The organism is Kosakonia arachidis (assembly GCF_900116535.1).
GTDB lineage: Bacteria > Pseudomonadota > Gammaproteobacteria > Enterobacterales > Enterobacteriaceae > Kosakonia > Kosakonia arachidis.
In genome coordinates, this window is sequence record NZ_FPAU01000002.1 from 97,301 (window position 1) to 118,051 (window position 20,751).

The following is a 20,751-nucleotide window of genomic DNA, read 5'->3' on the forward strand; positions in this document are numbered from 1 at the left end:
GTCACTTCCTCAAAATATGGTGCATCCGGGAGGATTCGAACCTCCGACCGCTCGGTTCGTAGCCGAGTACTCTATCCAGCTGAGCTACGGATGCAAAATGGCGGTGAGGCGGGGATTCGAACCCCGGATGCAGCTTTTGACCGCATACTCCCTTAGCAGGGGAGCGCCTTCAGCCTCTCGGCCACCTCACCACACGCCTCTTTCGAGTGCTTTGAAGAACTTGTTGAGAGCTCATCGTCGCTGCGTGGCGCACATATTACTTTCTGGGACTTATAAGTCAAACAATTTTTCCCGCCCCTGAATCATTTGCACACTTCGCAGTCAATTAGCCTGTAAAAAGGCCAAAAAGGATGTTTTCTCAGCAGAATTTCCGCCGCTTCGCTGGAGAAAGACAGAAACAAACCTGTCAGGAAAATATGCGTCTGATGCAAAAATATGCGGGGCTGAAATAAAAAGGAAACCTGGAGAGGAGAATATCTGGAGGAGGTGTTGCGTCTCGCCGTGCAACCGCGAGACGCATAATAGAATCAGTAGTTGGACTGCTGTGATTTTTCAGCCTGGATACGCTGGTAGATCTCTTCACGGTGAACAGATACTTCTTTCGGGGCATTAACGCCAATGCGCACCTGGTTACCCTTAACCCCTAAGACAGTCACAGTGACCTCATCCCCAATCATGAGGGTTTCACCAACTCGACGAGTCAGAATCAGCATTCTTTGCTCCTTGAAAGATTAAAAGAGTCGGGTCTCTCTGTATCCCGGCATTATCCATCATATAACGCCAAAAAGTAAGCGATGACAAACACGTAAAGTGTAAGCAGTCACGGCATCACATTCTGTTAAACGTAAGTTTAGCCGATATACACAACTTCAACCTGACTTTCTTGTTATCAATAGCGTAGTGACAACAAGGCCATAATCGGTAAGATTATAGCCTGTGCATTCGCTTTGTAGTTATGACAGTTTTGCGCTTACCCAGTCTTTAACACTGGCAAGAGCAGCAGGAAGCGCAGCCGCGTCGGTACCACCGGCTTGCGCCATGTCCGGACGTCCGCCCCCTTTGCCCCCAACCTGCTGGGCAACCATACCAACCAGATCCCCTGCTTTCACACGGTCAGTCACATCCTTCGAGACTCCCGCAATCAGAGAAACTTTCCCTTCAGCCACAGTAGCAAGAACAATAACAGAAGCACCTAACTGGTTCTTCAGATCATCCACCATGGTACGCAGCATCTTCGGCTCGACGCCTGCCAGTTCGCTGACCAGCAGTTTCACACCGTTAAGGTCAATCGCTTTGCCGAACAGGTTCGCGCTCTCCTGCGCTGCCGCCTGCTCTTTAAGCTGCTGCAACTCTTTTTCCAACTGACGCGTACGATCGACAACGGTACGTACTTTGTCACCGAGGTTCTGGCTATCGCCTTTCAGCAACTGCGCAATATCGTGCAGTTGGTCGCTCTGCGCATGCAGGCTGGCAATCGCACCTTCGCCGGTCACCGCTTCGATACGACGCACGCCAGCGGCCGTGCCGGATTCAGACACAATGCGGAACAGACCAATATCACCGGTGCGGGAAGCGTGCGTACCGCCGCACAGTTCAGTAGAGAAATCGCCCATGCTCAGGACACGCACGCGCTCATCGTATTTCTCGCCAAACAGCGCCATCGCGCCATTCGCTTTTGCGGCTTCCAGATCCATGATGTTGGTTTCGATCGGCAGGTTACGACGAATCTGCGCATTCACCAGATCTTCCACCGCGCGGATCTCAGACGGTTTCATCGCTTCGAAATGAGAGAAGTCAAAGCGCAGTGCTTTGTCATTCACCAGCGAGCCTTTCTGCGCGACATGAGTGCCAAGGACGCTACGCAACGCAGCATGCATCAGGTGTGTGGCGGAGTGGTTCAGGCGTATGCGCTTCCGACACGCTTCGTCGACTTCCGCTTTCACGCCGTCACCCACTTTCAGGGTCCCAGTCGCCAGCTTGCCGATGTGGCCAATCGCCTGACCATATTTCTGCGTATCCTGCACGGTAAACGCAAAATCGTTGCCTTTCAGTTCGCCTTTATCGCCAACCTGACCGCCGGACTCTGCATAGAATGGCGTTTCATCAAGCACGACAACCGCTTCCTGGCCTGCAGCAATTGCGTTTACCGGCTTGCCGTCGACAAACAGCGCAGTCACTTTGCCGTTCAGTTCAAGGTGATCGTAGCCTTTAAATTCCGAGGCGCTATCAACGCGGATCATCGCGTTGTAGTCCGCACCAAATCCGCTGGACTCACGGGCGCGGCGGCGCTGCTCTTCCATGGCGGCTTCAAAACCAGCTTCATCAATTTTCAGGTTACGTTCGCGGCAAACGTCCGCTGTCAAATCCATCGGAAAACCGTAGGTATCGTACAGACGGAAGACCGTTTCGCCGTCAAGCGTATCGCCTTGCAGTTTTGCCAGCTCTTCGTCCAGCAGCGCCAGACCACGCTCCAGAGTACGGGCAAACTGCTCTTCTTCGGTTTTCAGAACCTGTTCAACCTGCGCCTGCTGGCGCTGCAGATCTTCCCCAGCAGAGCCCATCACGGCAATCAGCGGCGCAACCAGTTTATAGAAGAAAGTGTCCTTCGCGCCCAGCATATTACCGTGGCGGATAGCACGACGGATGATACGACGCAGCACGTAGCCGCGGTTTTCGTTCGATGGAATCACGCCGTCAGCAACCAGGAACGCACAGGAGCGAATGTGGTCCGCAATAACGCGCAGGGATTTGTTGCTCAAATCCGTCGCGCCGGTCACTTTCGCTACGGCTTCGATCAGCTTAACGAACAGATCGATTTCATAGTTGGAGTTCACATGTTGCAGTACGGCGGCCACTCGTTCCAGGCCCATACCGGTATCCACTGATGGTTTCGGCAGCGGTTCAATGGTGCCATCGGCCTGGCGGTTAAACTGCATAAAGACGATGTTCCAGATTTCGATGTAACGGTCGCCGTCTTCTTCCGGACTGCCCGGAGGGCCACCCCAGATGTGATCGCCGTGATCATAGAAAATCTCGGTACACGGACCGCACGGACCGGTATCGCCCATCTGCCAGAAGTTGTCAGACGCGTAAGCTGCGCCTTTGTTATCACCGATGCGAATAATACGCTCACGCGGGATACCGACTTCTTTTTCCCAAATTTCGTAGGCTTCATCATCCGTTTCGTACACCGTCACCCACAGACGCTCTTTCGGCAGGTTGAACCAGTTTTCACCGGTCAGCAGTTCCCATGCGTACTGGATAGCATCATGCTTGAAGTAATCGCCGAAGCTGAAGTTGCCCAGCATTTCAAAAAAGGTGTGATGACGTGCAGTGTAACCGACGTTTTCCAGATCATTGTGTTTACCACCGGCACGGACACAACGCTGTGCCGTGGTGGCGCGGGAATAATTACGTTTGTCGAGCCCAAGGAACACATCCTTGAACTGGTTCATCCCTGCGTTGGTAAACAGCAAAGTCGGGTCGTTATTTGGCACAAGGGAGCTGCTGGCAACTACCTGATGTCCTTTGCTATGGAAAAAATCGAGAAACGCCTGACGGATCTCAGCGGTGCTCTTGCTCATAATTATCCTGAAATCAAGCTAACGAAATATGGTAACCAGCCGCCACCATGACATAGCAGACACGCCAGTTACTGGAAAAAGTGGGAATAAGATAAGTTTTCTTTAGTGCGAAGTAAAATCCCGTATGCGCTCAGTCGGCAAAATTTCGCCATATCTCCTGAATATCTTCCTGCAAAAAGCCACGATAGAGTAAAAAACGTTGCACTTTTACTTTTGCGACAAACTCAGTCGGCAGTGGTTCTCCATACTTACGCAGCGCCTGATCGCGGGCGCTGGCGACCCAGTCGATATCGCATTCACGCATCGCCTGCTCCATCGCTTCCCGCGCGATCCCTTTTTGATTCACCTCCTGGCGAATACGAACAGGTCCATAGCCTTTGCGAGCCCGGCTAGCGATAAACTGACGCACGAAACGGGCATCATCGAGAAAATGGTGCTCAAGACACCACTCAACAATCTGCTCCACCTCTTCTTCCGTACAGTCGAATTCCTCTGGACCCTTTTTTCCCATTACCGGTGCCGTCAGTTTACGGCGAAACTCTTTTTCGCTGTGATCGCGCATCGCCAGAATTCGCATCGCCCGATCGCGCAAACGGGGAAGAGCAGCGCGGCGGGGAGTTTCATCAGTCATGGCTTATTCCTGTGGTCGCAGAAAAGCAAAAGGGCTGCATCAGCAGCCCTCGATTGCGGTTCAGATTATCAGAAATCTTCGTTGGTTTCTTCAACGTCTTCGCCGTTGCCATCCACCGAGAATTGCGCAGCGGAATTCTGATTACTGAGCAGAATTTCGCGTACTTTTTTCTCGATCTCTTTCGCCGTCGCCGGGTTCTCTTTCAGCCAGGTTGTTGCATTCGCTTTACCCTGTCCTATTTTTTCACCGTTGTAGCTGTACCAGGCACCCGCTTTTTCGATCAGCTTCTCTTTCACACCGAGGTCAACCAGTTCGCCGTAGAAGTTGATACCTTCACCGTAAAGGATCTGGAATTCAGCCTGTTTGAACGGGGCAGCGATTTTGTTTTTCACCACTTTTACGCGGGTTTCGCTACCGATAACGTTGTCACCCTCTTTTACTGCACCGATGCGACGGATATCCAGACGCACAGAAGCGTAGAACTTCAGCGCGTTACCGCCGGTGGTGGTTTCCGGGTTGCCAAACATCACACCGATTTTCATACGGATCTGGTTGATAAAGATCAGTAGCGTGTTGGACTGTTTCAGGTTACCGGCCAGCTTACGCATCGCCTGGCTCATCATACGTGCCGCGAGGCCCATGTGAGAGTCGCCGATTTCACCTTCAATTTCCGCTTTCGGCGTCAATGCTGCAACGGAGTCAACAACCAGCACGTCAACTGCGCCGGAGCGCGCCAGCGCATCACAGATCTCAAGCGCCTGCTCACCGGTGTCTGGCTGGGAGCACAGCAGGTTATCGATATCCACGCCCAACTTACGGGCATAGATAGGATCCAGTGCGTGCTCCGCATCGATAAACGCACAGGTTTTACCTTCGCGCTGCGCTGCGGCAATCACCTGTAATGTCAGCGTGGTTTTACCGGATGATTCCGGCCCGTAAATTTCGACGATACGCCCCATCGGCAGACCGCCCGCGCCCAGCGCGATGTCCAGCGAGAGCGAACCGGTGGAGATAGTTTCCACATCCATGGAGCGGTCTTCACCCAGACGCATGATGGAGCCTTTACCGAATTGCTTTTCGATCTGACCCAGTGCCGCTGCAAGCGCCTTTTGTTTGTTTTCGTCGATAGCCATTATTACTCCTGTCATGCAGAGTGAAGCGCGTTACGCCCCGCGGTGAATTACTGTTCTGTTGTCGCAATTATACTGTATGGTCATACAGTATCAAGTCTTTTGTAGAAAATGTTGCCAGAGGGTTTGCAGCGCATACGCCGTCGCCTGCCTGCGCACCGATTCGCGATCACCAGCAAAACATTCGCGCCGCGTAATCCCTTCCCCGCTGACGCTGGCAATGCCAAACCAGACGGTGCCGACGGGTTTCTCCTCACTGCCGCCGTCCGGCCCGGCGATACCGCTGATCGAAATAGCATAATCGGCACGCGCGGCTTTCAGCGCACCAATCGCCATTTCCACCACCACCGGCTCGCTCACCGCGCCGTGCGCCTCCAGCGTGTCGGGGTGCACGCCAATCATTTGCGCTTTTGCTTCATTACTGTAGGTAACAAACCCACGTTCAAACCAGGCGGAACTGCCGGCAATGTCGGTGATGACCTTTGCAACCCAACCGCCAGTGCAGGATTCCGCAGTCGTTAGCGTTGCACCACGCGCTTTTAACACCTGCCCGATACGTGCGCTCAGTTGCATTAATTCAGTGTCCGTCATGATGGCTCCCGTACGCAAAAAATCGTGGCGGAAAAGATACCACTTTCCGGGCAAATGTGGGGATGGGTTAATGAATTTACGAGGAGGCTTCCGAAAAAAGCGCGGTAGAGAAAATGGCGGCACGGAGCACAGGCCCGGCCGCCGGTCAGTTCGCCGGATGGTGGCTGCCACCTATCCGGTTACAGAGGTTATTTCATGCTGTTAGCGATGGTGTCAACGTTATGGCGAAACGCTTTCTGATAGGTATCCGCCACGCCGCCTTTCGCGCTTAGCGCTTCCGGATAGAGTTCACCACCCGGCTGCGCGCCGGTCGCACTGGCGATCTGTTTTACCAGACGCGGATCGAGCTGGTTCTCCATAAACCAGACGTGAACGCCATCGGCCTTGATCTGCTTAATCAGCGAGGCCACCTGTGCAGCACTGGCTTCGCTCTCCGAGGAGATCCCTTGCGGCGCCATAAACTCGACGTTGTAGGCACGGCCGAAATAGCCGAAGGCATCGTGGCTGGTCAGCACTTTGCGTTTTGCCTGTGGAATAGCGCTGAAGCGCGCTTTCGCCCAGCTATCCATTTGTTTTAACTCGGCGATATAATGTTGGCCGGAAGCATTGAGCGCGGCTTCATCTGCCGGATCGGCTTTCACCAGCGCGGCCAGAATATTTTGTGCATACAGCACGCCGTTGGCGGCGCTGTTCCAGGCGTGGGGATCGGTCACGGTTTTACCATCCTCTTCCAGCGTATGTGTAGATATGCCGGTTGAAGCCACGACCAGTTTACCTTTAAAACCTGAGGCCTTCACCAACCTGTCGAGCCAGCCTTCCAGCCCTAAACCATTAACCACCACCACATCGGCTTTATTCAGCAACGCGCTGTCTTTCGCCGAGGGTTCAAAGGTGTGCGGATCGCCATCCGGCCCAACCAGCGACGTCACTTTTACATGCTCACCACCTACTTCTTGTGTAATGTCGCCCAGAATCGAAAAACTGGTAACCACATTTAACGTTTTTGCCATCGCGCCCTGCGCCATCAAACCCAGCGCAATCGCCAGCATCACCCCTGTACGTTTCATCAATTTCCCCTTGCTACGTTAAAAGCGCACGCAGGCTTTGAGCCAGCCCGCTGCGCGTGCCAAATAAAATGGAAAAAAAGAACATTGCGCTGGCGGTCAGAACGATAGCTGGGCCAGCAGGCAGGCCCGCCGTCCACGATAAACTTAAGCCTAACCAGGCGCAGAGCGCACCGGTCACCGCCGCCAGTAGCAGCAACGCAGGTAGCGTACGCACCCAACAGCGCGCCGCCACTGCCGGCAACATCATGACACCCACCGCCATCAACGTGCCGAGAACCTGAAACCCGGCCACCAGATTTAATACCAGCAACGCCAGAAACAGCCCATGCAGCAATCCCGGCAAGCGGGATGCATTCACCTGCAAAAATGCACTGTCGAACGCTTCGCTGACCAGCCCGCGATAACCCATCGCTAGCACGATCAGCGTCAGGCTGGCGACACCCGCGACAAACAGCGCCGCATGACTATCCACCGCCAGAATCGAACCAAACAGCAGATGCAACAGATCGACGTTCGAGCCACGTAACGACACCAGCGTGACACCCAGCGCCAGTGAGCCGAGATAAAAACCGGCAAAGCTGGCGTCCTCTTTCAGCGGCGTCCGGCGGCTGACCCAGCCAGCGACCAGCGCCACGGTGATGCCCGCAACGAAGCCACCAATACTCATCGCCAGCAGCGACATGCCGTTCAGTAAGTAACCGACTGCCACACCCGGCAGAATGGCGTGCGAAAGCGCATCGCCCATCAGGCTCATTCGACGCAGCAGCAAAAAGACGCCCAGTGCCGTGGTACTGACCGAAAGCGCCAGGCAAACCACCAACGCACGACGCATAAAACCAAATTCAATAAACGGCTGGAAAAAGAGATGCCAAATCATGCGCTGCACACCTCAGCCGTCCTCTGAGACTGGTCGGATGCGCCCCACTGCGCGGCTTTTTCACCAAGGCGCAGGGTTTGCGGGAAGTAACGCGCTACACGTTCACTATCATGCAGCACCGCCAGAATGGTCTGCCCTTCGTGGTGCATATCAACGATTTGTTCCATCAATATCTGCGAGGTAATTTCATCAATGCCGGTGAAGGGTTCATCCAGCATGACCAGAGGCGCGTTTTGTACCCAGATGCGGGCAAATAACATGCGCTGGAATTGCCCGCCGGAGAGCGTATCAATGGTTTCACACGCCATGGCCGTTAAGCCCACGCGTTCCAGCCCTTGCGCAACCCGCTTACGCGCATCACGATTTATGCCGCGAAACAGAGAAATACGCGGCCAACAGCCCATGCAAACCACATCCTGAACGGTGAGCGGGAACTGCGATTCCAACGCGTGACGTTGCGCCAGCCAGCCAATTGTCGGGCGTGACGGTTGCCAGCGTAGTACGCCGCTCACCGGAGGTAAAAATCCGGCCAGCGTTTTGAGTAATGTCGATTTGCCGCAGCCGTTAGCGCCGACAATAGCGGTCATACTTCCGCGCTCCAGCGTACCGCAGAGCGCAGGGGTAATGGCCAGCCGCTCATATCCCGCCACTAAATGGTCAAGTTCGATCATGGCAACGTGACCGCCCAATCAGTCAGGAGCCAGAGCACCAGCAATAACGCGACGGCCAGCAGCAACCGGGTCGCACCAGAAAGAGAAAACAGAGTTACGGGGATCATCGACACGCCTCAAAAATGTTATAACATAACAATAAACATTCATGGCGTTAATGTAAATGCAGAGGCGAAACGGGAGTGCATCGAAATGTTTCAGATTCTCCTCCTGCGGGCGCTGTCAGAGGCGTAACACAGGACGGATGGGGAAAAGTTTCAAAAAAATCCCCGACGACCACATCAGGGATTTGAGTATAAGAAACAGAAAAAGGAGAGGGAAAAAACGCGCTGTTCACATAAGCTACCGTTCATGTCACGTCACATTCAATCGATAATATTCGTTGCATAACAACCACTTAAATGTGACATCCTCCTCAACGGCCGGAAAACGCCTGCCGGGTTCGAGGAAATGGTTATCGCGCTTATCGTCATTCACCATCGAAATCTCCCAACCGAGCACAAGCGCTTTCTCGGCCCAGAAACGGTGATACAAGCGCGGCGGCAGACACACCCCCTGCCCCGGTTTTAACACCAGCGTCTCGCCGGGCTTAAACGTACGTTTCCGCCCGTCTACGCTCACTTCAACCGTGCGCCGCTCGTCGAACAGCGCCTCATCCTTCACCCAGCCGAGCTGCATACACAAATCGCCACGGCCCCGGTTCAGAATGTCTTTCATCTTATGGGTATGAAAATGCCACGGCGTCTGCTGCTCCTGCTGAATTTGCAGCATCTTTTCGGCGTACGGCTTCGGGTATGCGCTCGAATTCAGTGCGCCGTTACGCAACGTCAGCAGCGTCAGGCCAATCTTGCCGAAATCACCCCGGCCAAAATCGGTGATATCCCAGCCCAACTGCAGATCCAGCACTTCTCTCCACTCCCCCAGCGGCTGCTTTCGCCAGGCATCGGCGGTAAAAAACGCAAACTCCGGCAAGCACACCCGGAACGTCTCGGCGATGGCATGAGCTTTATCAACGGCATAGTTAATCTGTGAACGTTTCATTCTGTTCTCCCGGTTCGAATGGCAAGCCAGGCAGCGCCCCGCATGCCGCTGCTATCGCCGTGATGGGCTTTTACGATGGGGGTAGAGAAATCATCGGTAAAAACGAAGTGAGCCACTTCAGTCCCCAGGTTCGCGGTAAGCAACCCCGCATTCGACAGCCCGCCCCCCATCACAATCACACCAGGGTCGAGTAGGTTCACCACCGTCGCCAGCGTGCGGGCGAGCTGCTGGCGAAACCGTGCTACCTGCAGCACCGCATTGGGTTCACCCTGCTGTGCCAACGCCACAATCGCGTCGACAGACAGGTGTTGCCCGCTCAGCCACTGGTAGCGTTCGCTCATCCCCGTCCCGGAGACAAACGACTCCACGCAGTTGTCTTTACCGCAGTAACAGCGAGCTGGCGGGCCGTCGTGCCGTTCGCTGTAGCCCGGCAGAGTGATGTGCCCGCACTCGGCGGCATTCCCCCACGCGCCAACAAACGACTGACGGTGAATGGCTATTCCACCGCCGCAGCCGGTACCGAGCGTGATGCCAAACACCACCTCATGTTGCTCCCCTGCACCGTCGCAGGCTTCCGACAAGGCAAAACAGTTGCCGTCGTTTGCCATCACCACCGTCTGCCCCAGTAACTGCTGGAGATCCGTCTGCAACGCGCGACCATTAATCACCTGGATATTCGAGTTCTTAATCAGCCCGCTCAGCGGCGAGACGCTGCCCGGCAGGGCAATCCCCGTCATCATCGGTTGTTGTATGTCATGGCTAATCTGGTCGATAAAGGTGACCACCGATTCCACAAACTGCGGATAACTTGCTTTCTGCGTCGGGCAACGGTAACGGGCTATTTCCTGCCCCTGTGCGTCCATCACCACCGCCGCAATTTTCGTGCCGCCGATATCCAGCCCCAGGTAGTACATATCTCTTTCCTTATTGCGAAAGAGGCGGGCGAACCCGCCTCAATGGCCTTAGTAGAGTGACGCTTTCCCGGTTGATCCAAACAGCTTCATTTTGTAGCGGATCACCTCTCGCGCGGCGTTGATCGCATCCGGATAGATCACGTTCGGATCCCACCAGGTTTCGCGGGCGAGGATCTCACGCACTTTCTGGAAGTAGGCGTATTTCATGTCGCTGGAGATATTGATTTTGCCCACTCCCAGGGTCACCGATTCGGCGATTTCTGCATCCGGGTTCGCCGAACCGCCATGCAGCACCAGCGGAATGTCCAGACGTCCGGCAATATCGCGCAGAATGTTCATTTGCAGCTTCGGCTGCATCCCTTTCGGGTAGATACCGTGCGCCGTACCGATCGCCACCGCCAGAGTATCTGCCCCGGTGCGGGCAATAAAATCCTCTGCCTGTGCCGGGTCGGTATAGGTCACTTCCGACACGCCGCCTTCTACAGACGTGCCCGTCTGGCCGATGGTGCCCAGTTCCCCCTCCACCGAAACGCCCACCGCATGCGCCAGACGCACCACTTCTTTGGTCAGTGCCACGTTCTCCTCATAGGGCAACAGCGAGCCATCGATCATCACCGAGGTGAACCCGCACTGGATTGCCCGCAGCACATGCTCGACCGATGCCCCGTGATCCAAGTGCAGGGTGAACGGCACCGGACTGCGCATGGTGATATCGCGGACATAGCCGAAAAAGCTATCCCCGACAAAATCATGTTCGCTGGGGTGGATGGAAATAATCGCAGGCGTGTTGGTGGCTTCCGCTTCTTCCACCACCGCGCGAATGAAGCAACTGTCCGCCACGTTGAACGCACCAATGGCGAAACCGTGTTGGCGGGTGGGTTTCAGTAACTCTTTCATTGAAATTAACATGTTGATTCTCCAGTTTCAGGGTATAGCAAGCCCTGCCGGTGCGTCGTTGCAGAGGCATAGAAGGCGTTACAGAAAAATGAATCAGGCTTTGCCGATAGCGCCGCTGGCCTGCAGATATGGGATAATGGCGTCCTCGCTGGCCTGCTCCATGGCGATCAGCACGTCTACCAGTTCCAGGGAGCTGTCATGACACAGGGTATGCAGCAGCGCGGCTTTGCCGGCTTCGAACACCGCCGCACCGACGTTGATCTTGGCGACGCCAAAGGACGGACAACGCTGCATCTGGTCAAACGGGGTTCCGCTGCCGCCGTGCAATGCCAGGGGCACCGTCGATTTGCGGGCCACCTCTTCCAGGCGCTGAAAATCAATGGCGGGCGTAATGCCGGGAGCGTACATGCCGTGCGCGGTTCCGACTGACACAGCCAGAAGATCAATCCCGGTCTGCTGGATAAACGGCTCGACGTCGGCGGCCTGGGTCATCAGATCCGCATTGGTGGCGTGGTCGTAGCACGGCGCATCGGCAAGATGGCCTAACTCCCCTTCCACACACAGCCCGGCGCTGGCAGCCAGCTCAACCACCGCGCGGGTCTGACGGACGTTCTCCTCCAGCGGGAAGGCGGACGCATCAATCATCAGCCCGCTGAACCCGGCGCGAAACGCCTGGCGAATGCGCACCGGATCTTTCCCGTGGTCCAGCGCCAGCGTGACCGGCACCGTGGCCTCCTCGGCCAGCGCTTTCACCACCGCCACGGCAACCGGTGGCGGGAAATGCGCCAGATGTCCCTGATACAGGTTCAGGATAATCGGCGCGCGGTGTTTCTCGGCAACCCGCACCGCCGCGCGGGCGCTTTCGAGGTTCATGCAGTTGATGGCCAGCAGCGCATAGTGTTCACGCCAGGCTTTGGTCACCATACTTTTCATGTCGGCAAACATACGGTCTCCGTTTATTCCAGGGTGAAAGTGATCTCTTCGTCTTTCAATTTCTTATCGCTGAGCTCGTCAAACTCCTCGTCACGTTCGGTCACCGGTTTCTTCCACAGCGACAGCATCACGCCACAGATAACCGTGCCGATCCCCAGCGCCAGGCAAAACAGCAGCGGATGGGTAAATAGCGGGACCACGAACATGCCACCGTGCGGCACCGGGCTTTCCACGCCCCACACCATGATCAGGCCACCCGCAATCGACGAGGCCACCACACAGGAGCCGACCACGCGCAGCAGGTCACGCGCCGCAATCGGGATAACCCCTTCGGTAATCATGCAGATCCCCATCGGGAAGGCGGCTTTAAGGGCTTCGCGTTCGGCGCGGGTATATTTGTGGCGTGTCAGCAGGAAAGAGAGGGTGATGCCGAACGGCGGAATAATAGAGCCGACAAACTTCACCGCTTCCGGCCCGTACACACCGCTGACCAGCATGCCATCGGCAAATAGCGACATGGTTTTGTTCACCGGCCCGCCGAAGTCGAACGTCGCCATTGCACCGAGGATGGCCCCCATCAGGAAGCGGGAACCGCCCTGCATCGACTCCAGCATGTGGATCAGCGCTTCCTGCAGCCAGGCAATGGGCTTGCCAATCACGGTCATCATCAGCAGGCCGCCGATAATGGTGCTCAGCACCGGCAGAACCATGATGGGCATCAGACCCTGCATCGATTTCGGCAGGCGGATATAGTGTTTAAGCAACAGAACGGTGTAGCCCACCAGGAAGCCGCCCAGCATCCCGCCGATAAACCCGGTATGAATCTGCCCGCAGACAAAGCCAACAATCAGGCCTGGTGCGAATCCGGGACGGTCAGCAATGGAGTAGGCAATAGCGGCGCTGATCAAGGGGACAATCAACCCCATTCCCCAACCGCCAATCTGATTGAGCATCCAGGGGATGGTGCCCGTTTTTTCTCCAACGTTTGTGCCGCCGAGTACCTGGCCGAGGGCAATACAAATACCCGCTGCCACAATTAACGGAATCATCCACGAGATGCCCGTCAAAAGATGTCTTTTTATTTCCTGCGAAACAGGAACTTTATTTTCACTCATGTGACCTCCAGATAAGGATCACGCATTAGCTAATGATTTCTCGACCTTTTCAAGAAACTGAACGGGTGATTTAATGACAATTTCGGTTTTAACTCGCACGATGCGTTTATTAATGAAGCGCTCTTCTCCTTTTATTTTGACATCGACCGCAAGAATAACGACGTCGGCTGCGGAAATATCTTCCGCCAGTAACTCATTTTCAGTACCGATAGTGCCCTGAGTTTCAACTTTAATATTATGCCCAAGCGCTTTCGCACCTTTAATTAACTTCTCGCGGGCAATATACGTATGTGCAATACCCGCCGTACAGGCAGCGACACAAACAATATTCATAACATGCTCCACTTTTATTTAGCAAACATCGGATTCAGCATATTGACTAAACAAGTCAATAATCTTTTGTGGACTACTCTCTTCAAGTAATTGCTCGATGATATCTTCATCCGCCAGTGCCCCCGCCACCTGAGAAAGCAGGCGGATATGCGTCGTGTTTTGATCCTCAAGCCGTACAGCAAATAAAATAATGCAGCGCACGTTACTGCCATCCAGAGTTTCCCAGGGAATATCGTGGCGTGTACGTCCTATCGCCAGAGTGGTATTAATCACCGCAGAAGACTTACCATGGGGTATCGCGATATGATTTTCGAATCCGGTCGACCCTTCTGATTCTCGTTGCCAGACATCCTGAATAAACGTTTCCCGGCAACTAATAGCGCCATCTTTTTGTAAAAGGTCGGTTAATTCCTCAATCGCCTCCGTTTTATTCGTAGCTTTCATATCTAAAATAACGCGATTTGTATTCAGGATTTTTGTTATGTCCATTAAACATACCTCATGGATTCAGATATTAATGTTCGACGACCAGAGACGTCGCACGATGCAATTTTTCCGTAATAACTGTTTCCGTCACGCGCTTAATATCGGCATCATTAAAAAAGGCGGTGACATACACCACCGGTAGCGCAATGGCGGGAAGATTGATTGTCGAGACTACCAGTTCAATATCCTCCGTCAGCATTGACGGCAGGCTCCCTGCGGAGACCACGCCTACGATAGTCCAGTCCGGGAAGGCACGCAGAATGCGGCTTTTCAGCAGGTGCGACGTGCCGATGCCCGTCGAACAGACCAGCAGTACGCGCTTACGGGCAATCTGCCGCTCCATCGCCGCCTGGAAATGCACGGTCAAATAGCCGACTTCATCTTCCGATACCGCCTGCTCGCCCCAGCCGCTGAACACCCGGTTCACCGCACACTGGGTCAGTCGCCAGACGTCCTGTAACTCGCCTTTGATATCGTCCAGCAGTGGGTTACGAATGCGAATCTGATAATTAAGACGGTTAATCAACGGCTTAATGTGAATCAGCAGTCCGTCGTACAGCGCGATGTCCTGGCTAAAATCGCTGTCGACCATATCGGCGAAGGTTGCGATAAGCCGCCAGGTAATCAGCCGGGCTTCATCGCTGGAGTGCATATGGCCAATCACGCTGACGTCGTTATGCTCTTCAATCACCACGCCAGAAGAGATAATGTATTGATAAATAAACCAGACTTCGTCTTCCGGCAGCGGATGGGCAATGCGGGTTTCGATATGCTGAATCATGCGGCTGGCAACGGAAAAGATGTTTTCATCGAAGACGCTGGCATTATCATCCTTTTTCGGCAGCGCATTGCCGCGCGTAATGCGGTACATCATGATCAGGATATGAGTAAAAATATTGACGTAATACGGCTCGCCCAGCGACCAGCAGAGATCGTTTTCCATCTCCTGTAATAATGACTGAACGAATAAAACGTCTTCTTCGCCAAAATAATGAACCAGCGCGTTATAACTGCCCGGATCGAGGCGGGAATAGATCACACTTCCCGGTTCGTTATGGTTAATAACGCCATTGATCAGAGAAGCCATTGCCTGCCGCACGCTACTTTCGCTGCCTTCAATATGCGTCCCACTCTGGCTGCGTATTAACGCCAATCCCAACGGGGCAATCCAGGACTCAATGACTTTCAGATCATTCACAATAGAAGCACTACTGATAAAATAGCGTTCCGATAATTTGCTGATAGACGTTTCATGTGGCGTTTCGCTTAATAATTGCGACGCTATTTTCACGCGCCGGGAATTGTTCATCATGCCATCAGTCTCATCGCCTTCGGTGCCAAGCAACTGATCGAAGTGCAGGAGGTCTGTGATGTTGTCCGCACAGAGCATGACCCCGGCACCGGCACGTTTATTGATGCCAATATTCCATTCTGCCAACCAGGGTTCGAGGATGCGTAAATCCCGCTGAATGGTTTTTTCAGATACATTTAAGTATTCAGCAATTTTTAACAATGTAATAAATTCCCTTCGCGGAAGAAGGAATTTCAATAATCTGTTTTGTCGCGAGGTAATCATTTGCATTATTAACCCTTACACAGATTAAAAATAATGATGAAGCTCTAAAACAGATAAGCTCCGCTTGCAATCCGTGATGATAAATATAAAAGGGCATTGAAATAACAACAATACTAAATCGTGTCCTGCCTTCCGGACAGAGAATAAGACAAGAAGGGGAATCTCAGAGATATTTTCAGCGCAGATCACACTTTTCACGCTAATTAACGTGATAGCGCTCGCAAATATGGAGTGAAGGGATATACAAATAGATTAACGGATAGGGAAAAGCTTCAAAAAAAATCCCCGACGACCACATCAGGGATTTGGGTATAAGAGACAGCCCGCAGAAGGGGAAAGGCTCAGCGAACGCGCGCTAATGCTACAGCCTGGCCGAGCTGCCAGACCGCCATCGCGTAGTGAGTGCTGTGGTTATAGCGGGTGATGGTGTAGAAGTTCGGCAACCCGTACCAGTATTCATAACCCGTACCAATATCCAGGCGCAGCAGGCTGGCCTGTTGATGATCGCCCAGCGGCTGCTGCGGTGTTAAACCGGCTGCCGCCAGCTGTCCAACGCTGTAGTTGGTTTTAAAGCCATTCTCCAGCCCCGGTGCCTGTCCGTTGGCCGGTACAGCCACCAGATCGCCTTTCACCCAGCCGTGCTGTTTGAAGTAGTTCGCCACGCTGCCGATGGCATCGACCGGATCCCACAGGTTGATGTGGCCATCACCATTGAAATCAACGGCAAACTCCTTGTAGGAGGAAGGCATAAACTGGCCATAACCCATTGCACCGGCGAACGAACCTTTCAGATCAAGCGGATCATCGCTCTCATCGCGCGCCATCAGCAGGAAGGTTTCCAGTTCGCTGGCAAAGTACTGCGCGCGGCGCGGATAAGCAAAGGCCAGCGTCGCCAGACCATCCAGAATACGGGTTTTGCCCATCACACGACCCCAGCGCGTTTCCACGCCAATAATGCCGACGATAATTTCCGGTGGTACGCCATAGACCATCCACGCACGGTTGAGTGCATCTTCGTACTGGTTCCAGAACGCCACGCCGTTTTGCACGTTATCAGGGGTAATGAATTGTTTGCGGTAACGCAGCCAGGCGCCATTCGGCCCCGTCGGCCCGGTGTATATCGGCGCCTGTTTATCCATCAGGCGCAGCACGTAGTCCAGACGTTTCGCCTGCGACAGAATTTCGTGCAGTTGCTGGCGGTCAAAACCGTGCTTGCTCACCATCATATCGATGAATTGTTCAGCAGCCGGATTATTAGCGAAGTCGCCGCCAGTCATTAAAACTGAATGCTGCGGCTCCAGCAGAAAACCGCCGGAAGGCTTAGGTGATACGGTTTGAGGGGTTTCGGCAAGCTGGGGTTTACTGCTACAGGCACAGAGCACAACAAACGCAGGCAGCAACGCTGCGTAATAACGCTTCAACATGGGACGTCCATTTTAAACGAATTCAGCCAGGAGCAAGTATGGTAAAGCATCTGGCTACCGACAAGGAAGCAACATCAGGCCTGTACGCACGATCGCACCCCACTTTTTCTCTTCTCATTGCGTGTTCATTTAAAAGCATTCCCTCTTCGCAAAATCTTTCACAATGATCATTTTTTCTTTCATAACGAGATCTAAATAACACATTTCAATCTTTCATCATGATTATGATAGCGCACAGTTAAACAACAAAACGACAACCCTACAGGAGAGAACAATGGAAACCATCACGCATGGTGCCGAATGGTTCATCGGGCTGTTTCAGAAAGGCGGAGAAGTTTTTACCGGCATGGTGACCGGTATTCTGCCGCTGCTGATAAGCCTGCTGGTGATCATGAATGCGCTGATTAACTTTATTGGTCAGCAGCGAATTGAAAAGCTCGCGCAGCGCTGCGCGGGCAATCCGCTGACCCGTTACCTGCTGCTGCCGTGCGTCGGCACTTTTGTCTTCTGCAACCCGATGACATTAAGCCTTGGGCGCTTTATGCCGGAGCGCTACAAACCCAGTTATTACGCTGCGGCGTCTTACAGTTGCCACTCAATGAATGGCCTGTTTCCGCACATTAACCCCGGCGAACTGTTTGTCTATCTCGGCATCGCCAACGGCCTGACCACACTCGGATTACCGTTAGGCCCGCTGGCTGTGAGCTATCTATTGGTTGGCCTGGTCACCAACTTCTTCCGTGGCTGGATTACCGATCTCACGACAACCATTTTCGAGAAAAAAATGGGTATTCAACTTGAACAGGATGTCCAACTCGCCGGAGCAACATCATGAACCGCATTATTATTGAAAAAGGCGCCGGCGGCTGGGGCGGCCCGCTGGAAATCGACGCCAGCGTTGAGAAGAAAATTGTCTATATCACCGCCGGAACGCGTCCGGCCATCGTCGACAAGCTGGCACAACTTACCGGCTGGCAGGCTGTGGATGGTTTTAAAGAGGGCGAACCGCCGGAAACGGAAATCGGCGTAGCGGTGATTGACTGCGGCGGCACGCTGCGCTGCGGCATCTACCCGAAACGGCGCATCCCGACGGTGAACATCCACGCAACGGGGAAATCCGGGCCGCTGGCGCAGTACATCCTCGAAGATATCTATGTCTCTGGTGTGAAAGAGGAAAACATTCATCTGCAAGGCGAAGCGGCCACGGCCAAACCTGCCACCCGGAGGGAGTATGACAGCAGCAAAAAAATCACCGAGCAAAGCGATGGACTGCTGGCAAAAGTCGGTATGGGCATGGGGTCGGCAGTGGCAGTGCTGTTTCAGGCCGGGCGCGACACCATCGATACGGTGCTAAAAACCATCCTGCCGTTTATGGCTTTCGTCTCGGCGTTGATTGGCATCATTATCGCCTCCGGTCTCGGCGACGGAATCGCCCACGGTCTGGCACCACTGGCCAGCCATCCGCTGGGGCTGGTGACGCTGGCACTGATCTGCTCTTTCCCGCTGCTGTCGCCGTTTCTCGGGCCTGGCGCCGTGATTGCACAGGTGATTGGCGTGCTGATCGGCGTACAAATTGGCCAGGGGAATATCCCACCACATCTCGCCCTGCCCGCGCTGTTTGCCATTAACGCACAGGCAGCTTGCGACTTCATCCCGGTCGGTTTGTCGCTGGCGGAAGCCCGCCAGGACACGGTTCGCGTCGGTGTCCCCTCGGTGCTGGTCAGTCGCTTTTTGACCGGCGCGCCAACGGTGCTGATTGCCTGGTTTGTTTCCGGTTTCATTTATCAGTAAGGAGGCGTCATGAGCGTTATTTATCAAACCACCATTACCCGCATTGGTGACAGCGCAGCGGATGCGCTCAGCGACAACATGCTGATTACCTTCAGGGAAGGTGCGCCCGCCGATATCGCCGAGTTCTGTTTTATCCATAACCACGGTGCGCTGAACGGCGCACTGCTACCCGGCGCGCAATTCGAGCTTGGCGAACAACATTATCCGGTCACCGCCGTTGGCGGCGTCGCCGAACAGAATTTGCGCGAGTTGGGCCATATCACCCTGCGTTTCGATGGGCAAACGCAGGCGGAATACCCCGGAACGGTACATGTCGCAGGCCCGGTGCCGGACACTATCGTCCCCGGCTGCATTTTGAAATTTGTCGCTTAAGTCGTAAGGAGAAGAGTATGAAACAGGTTGCCGTCGTCATTGGTGGAGGACAAACCCTCGGGGCGTTCCTGTGCCGTGGGCTTGCCGCAGAAGGATACCGCGTGGCGGTAGTGGATATTCAGAGTGATAAAGCGGCGAATGTCGCCCAGGAGATCAACAGCGAGTTTGGCGAAGGGATGGCCTATGGCTTTGGCGCGGATGCCACCAGCGAGCATAGCGTGCTGGCGCTGGCGCGCGGCGTGGACGAAATTTTTGGCCGTGCGGATCTGCTGGTTTACAGCGCTGGCATCGCCAAGGCCGCGTTCATCAGCGATTTTGCGCTCGGGGATTTTGACCGCTCACTACAGGTCAACCTGGTCGGCTATTTCCTCTGCGCGCGCGAATTCGCCAAATTGATGATTCGCGACGGTATTCAGGGGCGCATTATTCAGATCAACTCAAAGTCCGGTAAAGTGGGCAGCAAACACAATTCCGGCTACAGCGCGGCAAAATTTGGCGGCGTCGGCTTAACCCAGTCGCTGGCGCTGGATCTGGCGGAATATGGCATCACGGTGCATTCGCTGATGCTGGGCAACCTGTTGAAATCACCAATGTTCCAGTCGCTTATCCCGCAATACGCCAGCAAACTGGGCATTGCGGCTGACGAGGTCGAGCAGTTCTACATTGACAAAGTGCCGCTGAAACGCGGCTGCGACTACCAGGACGTGCTGAATGTGCTGATGTTTTACGCCAGTCCGAAAGCGTCTTACTGTACCGGACAGTCGATCAACGTGACCGGCGGCCAGGTGATGTTCTGACAGTACTGCGCCATCACCTGATGGCGCTTTGCTTATCAGGCCTGCGCATACTGTCTGAGGGCGGGCACCGCAGGCCGGACAAGGCGTTGCCATCTGGCAACCGCACTGACCTGGGACCGCAACAAAGGAGAAAAAGATGGTTTCAGCTCTGATCACCGTCGCCGCCATCGCCTGGCTCAGTCAACTGGCGCTTGGCGGCTGGCAAATCCGGCAGTTCAATCGGGCATTCGACGCGCTATGCCAGCGCGGACGCGTCGGCGTCGGCCGTTCCGGCGGGCGCTTTAAACCCCGCGTCGTTCTGGCCGTCGCTTTTGATAAGCAGGACTGTGTTTGCGATACCCTGCTAATGCGCGGCATTACGGTTTTCGCCCGCCCGACAAAAATAGACCATTTAATCGGTGTGAAAAGAGAGGAATTAGAGCCTGATGTGATCTTTCCCCATGATCCGGCCTGTCAGAATGCTCTATCATTAGCGCTTAAAATGAAACATTGATAATTTCGTTGTGAACGCTATTAGCTTG

Annotated in this window: 22 protein-coding genes and 2 tRNA genes; 5 read left to right on the forward strand and 19 right to left on the reverse strand. The window is 54.3% G+C overall.

All coding sequences use genetic code 11. The annotated features are described in order from the left end of the window. Positions 1-17: 17 nt before the first annotated feature. The 19 genes from BM427_RS08560 to mltB all read right to left on the reverse strand — a co-directional run bounded on the left by BM427_RS08560 (position 18) and on the right by mltB (position 17,270). Positions 18-94: transfer RNA gene (locus tag BM427_RS08560), tRNA-Arg, on the reverse strand. Positions 95-98: 4 nt separating this feature from the next. Further along, positions 99-191 (reverse strand) — tRNA-Ser (locus tag BM427_RS08565). 336 nt (positions 192-527) lie between these two features. Beyond that, positions 528-713, reverse strand: a complete 186-nt coding sequence (csrA, locus tag BM427_RS08570) for a carbon storage regulator CsrA (protein WP_007370562.1) — start codon at positions 711-713, stop codon at positions 528-530. Between the two features lie 240 nt (positions 714-953). Beyond that, a complete protein-coding gene (gene alaS / locus BM427_RS08575; protein ID WP_090120880.1) occupies positions 954-3,584 on the reverse strand; it encodes an alanine--tRNA ligase in 2,631 nt (876 codons plus the stop codon). Between the two features lie 130 nt (positions 3,585-3,714). Continuing rightward, positions 3,715-4,215, reverse strand: a complete 501-nt coding sequence (recX, locus tag BM427_RS08580) for a recombination regulator RecX (protein ID WP_090120881.1) — start codon at positions 4,213-4,215, stop codon at positions 3,715-3,717. Positions 4,216-4,283: 68 nt separating this feature from the next. Continuing rightward, a complete protein-coding gene (gene recA, locus BM427_RS08585; RefSeq protein ID WP_090120882.1) occupies positions 4,284-5,348 on the reverse strand; it encodes a recombinase RecA in 1,065 nt (354 codons plus the stop codon). Positions 5,349-5,438: 90 nt separating this feature from the next. Further along, positions 5,439-5,936: a nicotinamide-nucleotide amidase gene (gene pncC, locus BM427_RS08590; protein WP_090120884.1), complete on the reverse strand. Its 498-nt coding sequence runs from the start codon at positions 5,934-5,936 to the stop codon at positions 5,439-5,441. Positions 5,937-6,124: 188 nt separating this feature from the next. Further along, entirely contained in the window at positions 6,125-7,003 is an 879-nt protein-coding gene (locus BM427_RS08595; protein ID WP_090120886.1) for a metal ABC transporter substrate-binding protein, read from the reverse strand. Positions 7,004-7,016: 13 nt separating this feature from the next. Beyond that, a complete protein-coding gene (locus tag BM427_RS08600) occupies positions 7,017-7,880 on the reverse strand; it encodes a metal ABC transporter permease (protein ID WP_090120888.1) in 864 nt (287 codons plus the stop codon). Then, positions 7,877-8,551, reverse strand: coding sequence for a metal ABC transporter ATP-binding protein (locus BM427_RS08605; RefSeq protein ID WP_090120889.1), 675 nt, complete (start codon positions 8,549-8,551; stop codon positions 7,877-7,879). The genes BM427_RS08600 and BM427_RS08605 overlap by 4 nt, the downstream gene beginning before the upstream one ends. A 354-nt stretch (positions 8,552-8,905) precedes the next feature. Beyond that, a complete protein-coding gene (locus tag BM427_RS08615; RefSeq protein ID WP_090120892.1) occupies positions 8,906-9,592 on the reverse strand; it encodes a D-lyxose/D-mannose family sugar isomerase in 687 nt (228 codons plus the stop codon). After that, entirely contained in the window at positions 9,589-10,506 is a 918-nt protein-coding gene (locus BM427_RS08620) for an ROK family protein (protein ID WP_139234397.1), read from the reverse strand. Before BM427_RS08620 ends, BM427_RS08615 begins: the two co-directional genes overlap by 4 nt. Before the next feature lie 48 nt (positions 10,507-10,554). Further along, positions 10,555-11,415, reverse strand: a complete 861-nt coding sequence (locus tag BM427_RS08625; RefSeq protein ID WP_039080099.1) for a ketose-bisphosphate aldolase — start codon at positions 11,413-11,415, stop codon at positions 10,555-10,557. Between the two features lie 81 nt (positions 11,416-11,496). Then, a complete protein-coding gene (locus BM427_RS08630; protein WP_090120894.1) occupies positions 11,497-12,348 on the reverse strand; it encodes a class II fructose-bisphosphate aldolase in 852 nt (283 codons plus the stop codon). A gap of 11 nt (positions 12,349-12,359) precedes the next feature. After that, a complete protein-coding gene (locus BM427_RS08635; RefSeq protein WP_090120895.1) occupies positions 12,360-13,451 on the reverse strand; it encodes a PTS fructose transporter subunit IIC in 1,092 nt (363 codons plus the stop codon). 18 nt (positions 13,452-13,469) lie between these two features. After that, positions 13,470-13,784 (reverse strand): PTS fructose transporter subunit IIB, encoded by a 315-nt coding sequence (locus BM427_RS08640; protein ID WP_039080096.1) that lies wholly within the window; start codon positions 13,782-13,784, stop codon positions 13,470-13,472. An 18-nt stretch (positions 13,785-13,802) separates the two neighbouring features. Then, a complete protein-coding gene (locus BM427_RS08645; protein ID WP_090120897.1) occupies positions 13,803-14,273 on the reverse strand; it encodes a PTS sugar transporter subunit IIA in 471 nt (156 codons plus the stop codon). Between the two features lie 25 nt (positions 14,274-14,298). Continuing rightward, positions 14,299-15,852: a BglG family transcription antiterminator gene (locus BM427_RS08650; RefSeq protein WP_090120898.1), complete on the reverse strand. Its 1,554-nt coding sequence runs from the start codon at positions 15,850-15,852 to the stop codon at positions 14,299-14,301. A 335-nt stretch (positions 15,853-16,187) separates the two neighbouring features. Then, positions 16,188-17,270: a lytic murein transglycosylase B gene (gene mltB / locus BM427_RS08655; RefSeq protein ID WP_090120900.1), complete on the reverse strand. Its 1,083-nt coding sequence runs from the start codon at positions 17,268-17,270 to the stop codon at positions 16,188-16,190. A gap of 274 nt (positions 17,271-17,544) precedes the next feature. Between mltB and srlA the strand changes: the two genes are divergently transcribed. The 5 genes from srlA to gutM all read left to right on the forward strand — a co-directional run bounded on the left by srlA (position 17,545) and on the right by gutM (position 20,723). Continuing rightward, positions 17,545-18,105, forward strand: coding sequence for a PTS glucitol/sorbitol transporter subunit IIC (gene srlA, locus BM427_RS08660; RefSeq protein ID WP_090120901.1), 561 nt, complete (start codon positions 17,545-17,547; stop codon positions 18,103-18,105). After that, on the forward strand, positions 18,102-19,061 hold the full coding sequence (gene srlE, locus BM427_RS08665; protein WP_090120902.1) for a PTS glucitol/sorbitol transporter subunit IIB: 960 nt from the start codon (positions 18,102-18,104) through the stop codon (positions 19,059-19,061). Before srlA ends, srlE begins: the two co-directional genes overlap by 4 nt. 9 nt (positions 19,062-19,070) lie before the next feature. Next, positions 19,071-19,433, forward strand: coding sequence for a PTS glucitol/sorbitol transporter subunit IIA (srlB, locus tag BM427_RS08670; RefSeq protein WP_090120904.1), 363 nt, complete (start codon positions 19,071-19,073; stop codon positions 19,431-19,433). Positions 19,434-19,450: 17 nt separating this feature from the next. Further along, positions 19,451-20,230: a sorbitol-6-phosphate dehydrogenase gene (srlD, locus tag BM427_RS08675; RefSeq protein ID WP_090120905.1), complete on the forward strand. Its 780-nt coding sequence runs from the start codon at positions 19,451-19,453 to the stop codon at positions 20,228-20,230. Between the two features lie 136 nt (positions 20,231-20,366). Next, the gene (gene gutM, locus BM427_RS08680; protein WP_090120906.1) at positions 20,367-20,723 is read left to right on the forward strand and encodes a transcriptional regulator GutM; all 357 of its coding nucleotides are present in this window, start codon (positions 20,367-20,369) and stop codon (positions 20,721-20,723) included. Positions 20,724-20,751 lie beyond the last annotated feature (28 nt).

Bases quoted from the DNA above. Each gene is read 5' to 3' on its own strand.
- csrA (WP_007370562.1), bottom strand. From the start codon at position 713: ATGCTGATTCTGACTCGTCGAGTTGGTGAAACCCTCATGATTGGGGAT.
- alaS (WP_090120880.1), bottom strand. From the start codon at position 3,584: ATGAGCAAGAGCACCGCTGAGATCCGTCAGGCGTTTCTCGATTTTTTC.
- recX (WP_090120881.1), bottom strand. From the start codon at position 4,215: ATGACTGATGAAACTCCCCGCCGCGCTGCTCTTCCCCGTTTGCGCGAT.
- recA (WP_090120882.1), bottom strand. From the start codon at position 5,348: ATGGCTATCGACGAAAACAAACAAAAGGCGCTTGCAGCGGCACTGGGT.
- pncC (WP_090120884.1), bottom strand. From the start codon at position 5,936: ATGACGGACACTGAATTAATGCAACTGAGCGCACGTATCGGGCAGGTG.
- BM427_RS08595 (WP_090120886.1), bottom strand. From the start codon at position 7,003: ATGAAACGTACAGGGGTGATGCTGGCGATTGCGCTGGGTTTGATGGCG.
- BM427_RS08600 (WP_090120888.1), bottom strand. From the start codon at position 7,880: ATGATTTGGCATCTCTTTTTCCAGCCGTTTATTGAATTTGGTTTTATG.
- BM427_RS08605 (WP_090120889.1), bottom strand. From the start codon at position 8,551: ATGATCGAACTTGACCATTTAGTGGCGGGATATGAGCGGCTGGCCATT.
- BM427_RS08615 (WP_090120892.1), bottom strand. From the start codon at position 9,592: ATGAAACGTTCACAGATTAACTATGCCGTTGATAAAGCTCATGCCATC.
- BM427_RS08620 (WP_139234397.1), bottom strand. From the start codon at position 10,506: ATGTACTACCTGGGGCTGGATATCGGCGGCACGAAAATTGCGGCGGTG.
- BM427_RS08625 (WP_039080099.1), bottom strand. From the start codon at position 11,415: ATGTTAATTTCAATGAAAGAGTTACTGAAACCCACCCGCCAACACGGT.
- BM427_RS08630 (WP_090120894.1), bottom strand. From the start codon at position 12,348: ATGTTTGCCGACATGAAAAGTATGGTGACCAAAGCCTGGCGTGAACAC.
- BM427_RS08635 (WP_090120895.1), bottom strand. From the start codon at position 13,451: ATGAGTGAAAATAAAGTTCCTGTTTCGCAGGAAATAAAAAGACATCTT.
- BM427_RS08640 (WP_039080096.1), bottom strand. From the start codon at position 13,784: ATGAATATTGTTTGTGTCGCTGCCTGTACGGCGGGTATTGCACATACG.
- BM427_RS08645 (WP_090120897.1), bottom strand. From the start codon at position 14,273: ATGGACATAACAAAAATCCTGAATACAAATCGCGTTATTTTAGATATG.
- BM427_RS08650 (WP_090120898.1), bottom strand. From the start codon at position 15,852: ATGCAAATGATTACCTCGCGACAAAACAGATTATTGAAATTCCTTCTT.
- mltB (WP_090120900.1), bottom strand. From the start codon at position 17,270: ATGTTGAAGCGTTATTACGCAGCGTTGCTGCCTGCGTTTGTTGTGCTC.
- srlA (WP_090120901.1), top strand. From the start codon at position 17,545: ATGGAAACCATCACGCATGGTGCCGAATGGTTCATCGGGCTGTTTCAG.
- srlE (WP_090120902.1), top strand. From the start codon at position 18,102: ATGAACCGCATTATTATTGAAAAAGGCGCCGGCGGCTGGGGCGGCCCG.
- srlB (WP_090120904.1), top strand. From the start codon at position 19,071: ATGAGCGTTATTTATCAAACCACCATTACCCGCATTGGTGACAGCGCA.
- srlD (WP_090120905.1), top strand. From the start codon at position 19,451: ATGAAACAGGTTGCCGTCGTCATTGGTGGAGGACAAACCCTCGGGGCG.
- gutM (WP_090120906.1), top strand. From the start codon at position 20,367: ATGGTTTCAGCTCTGATCACCGTCGCCGCCATCGCCTGGCTCAGTCAA.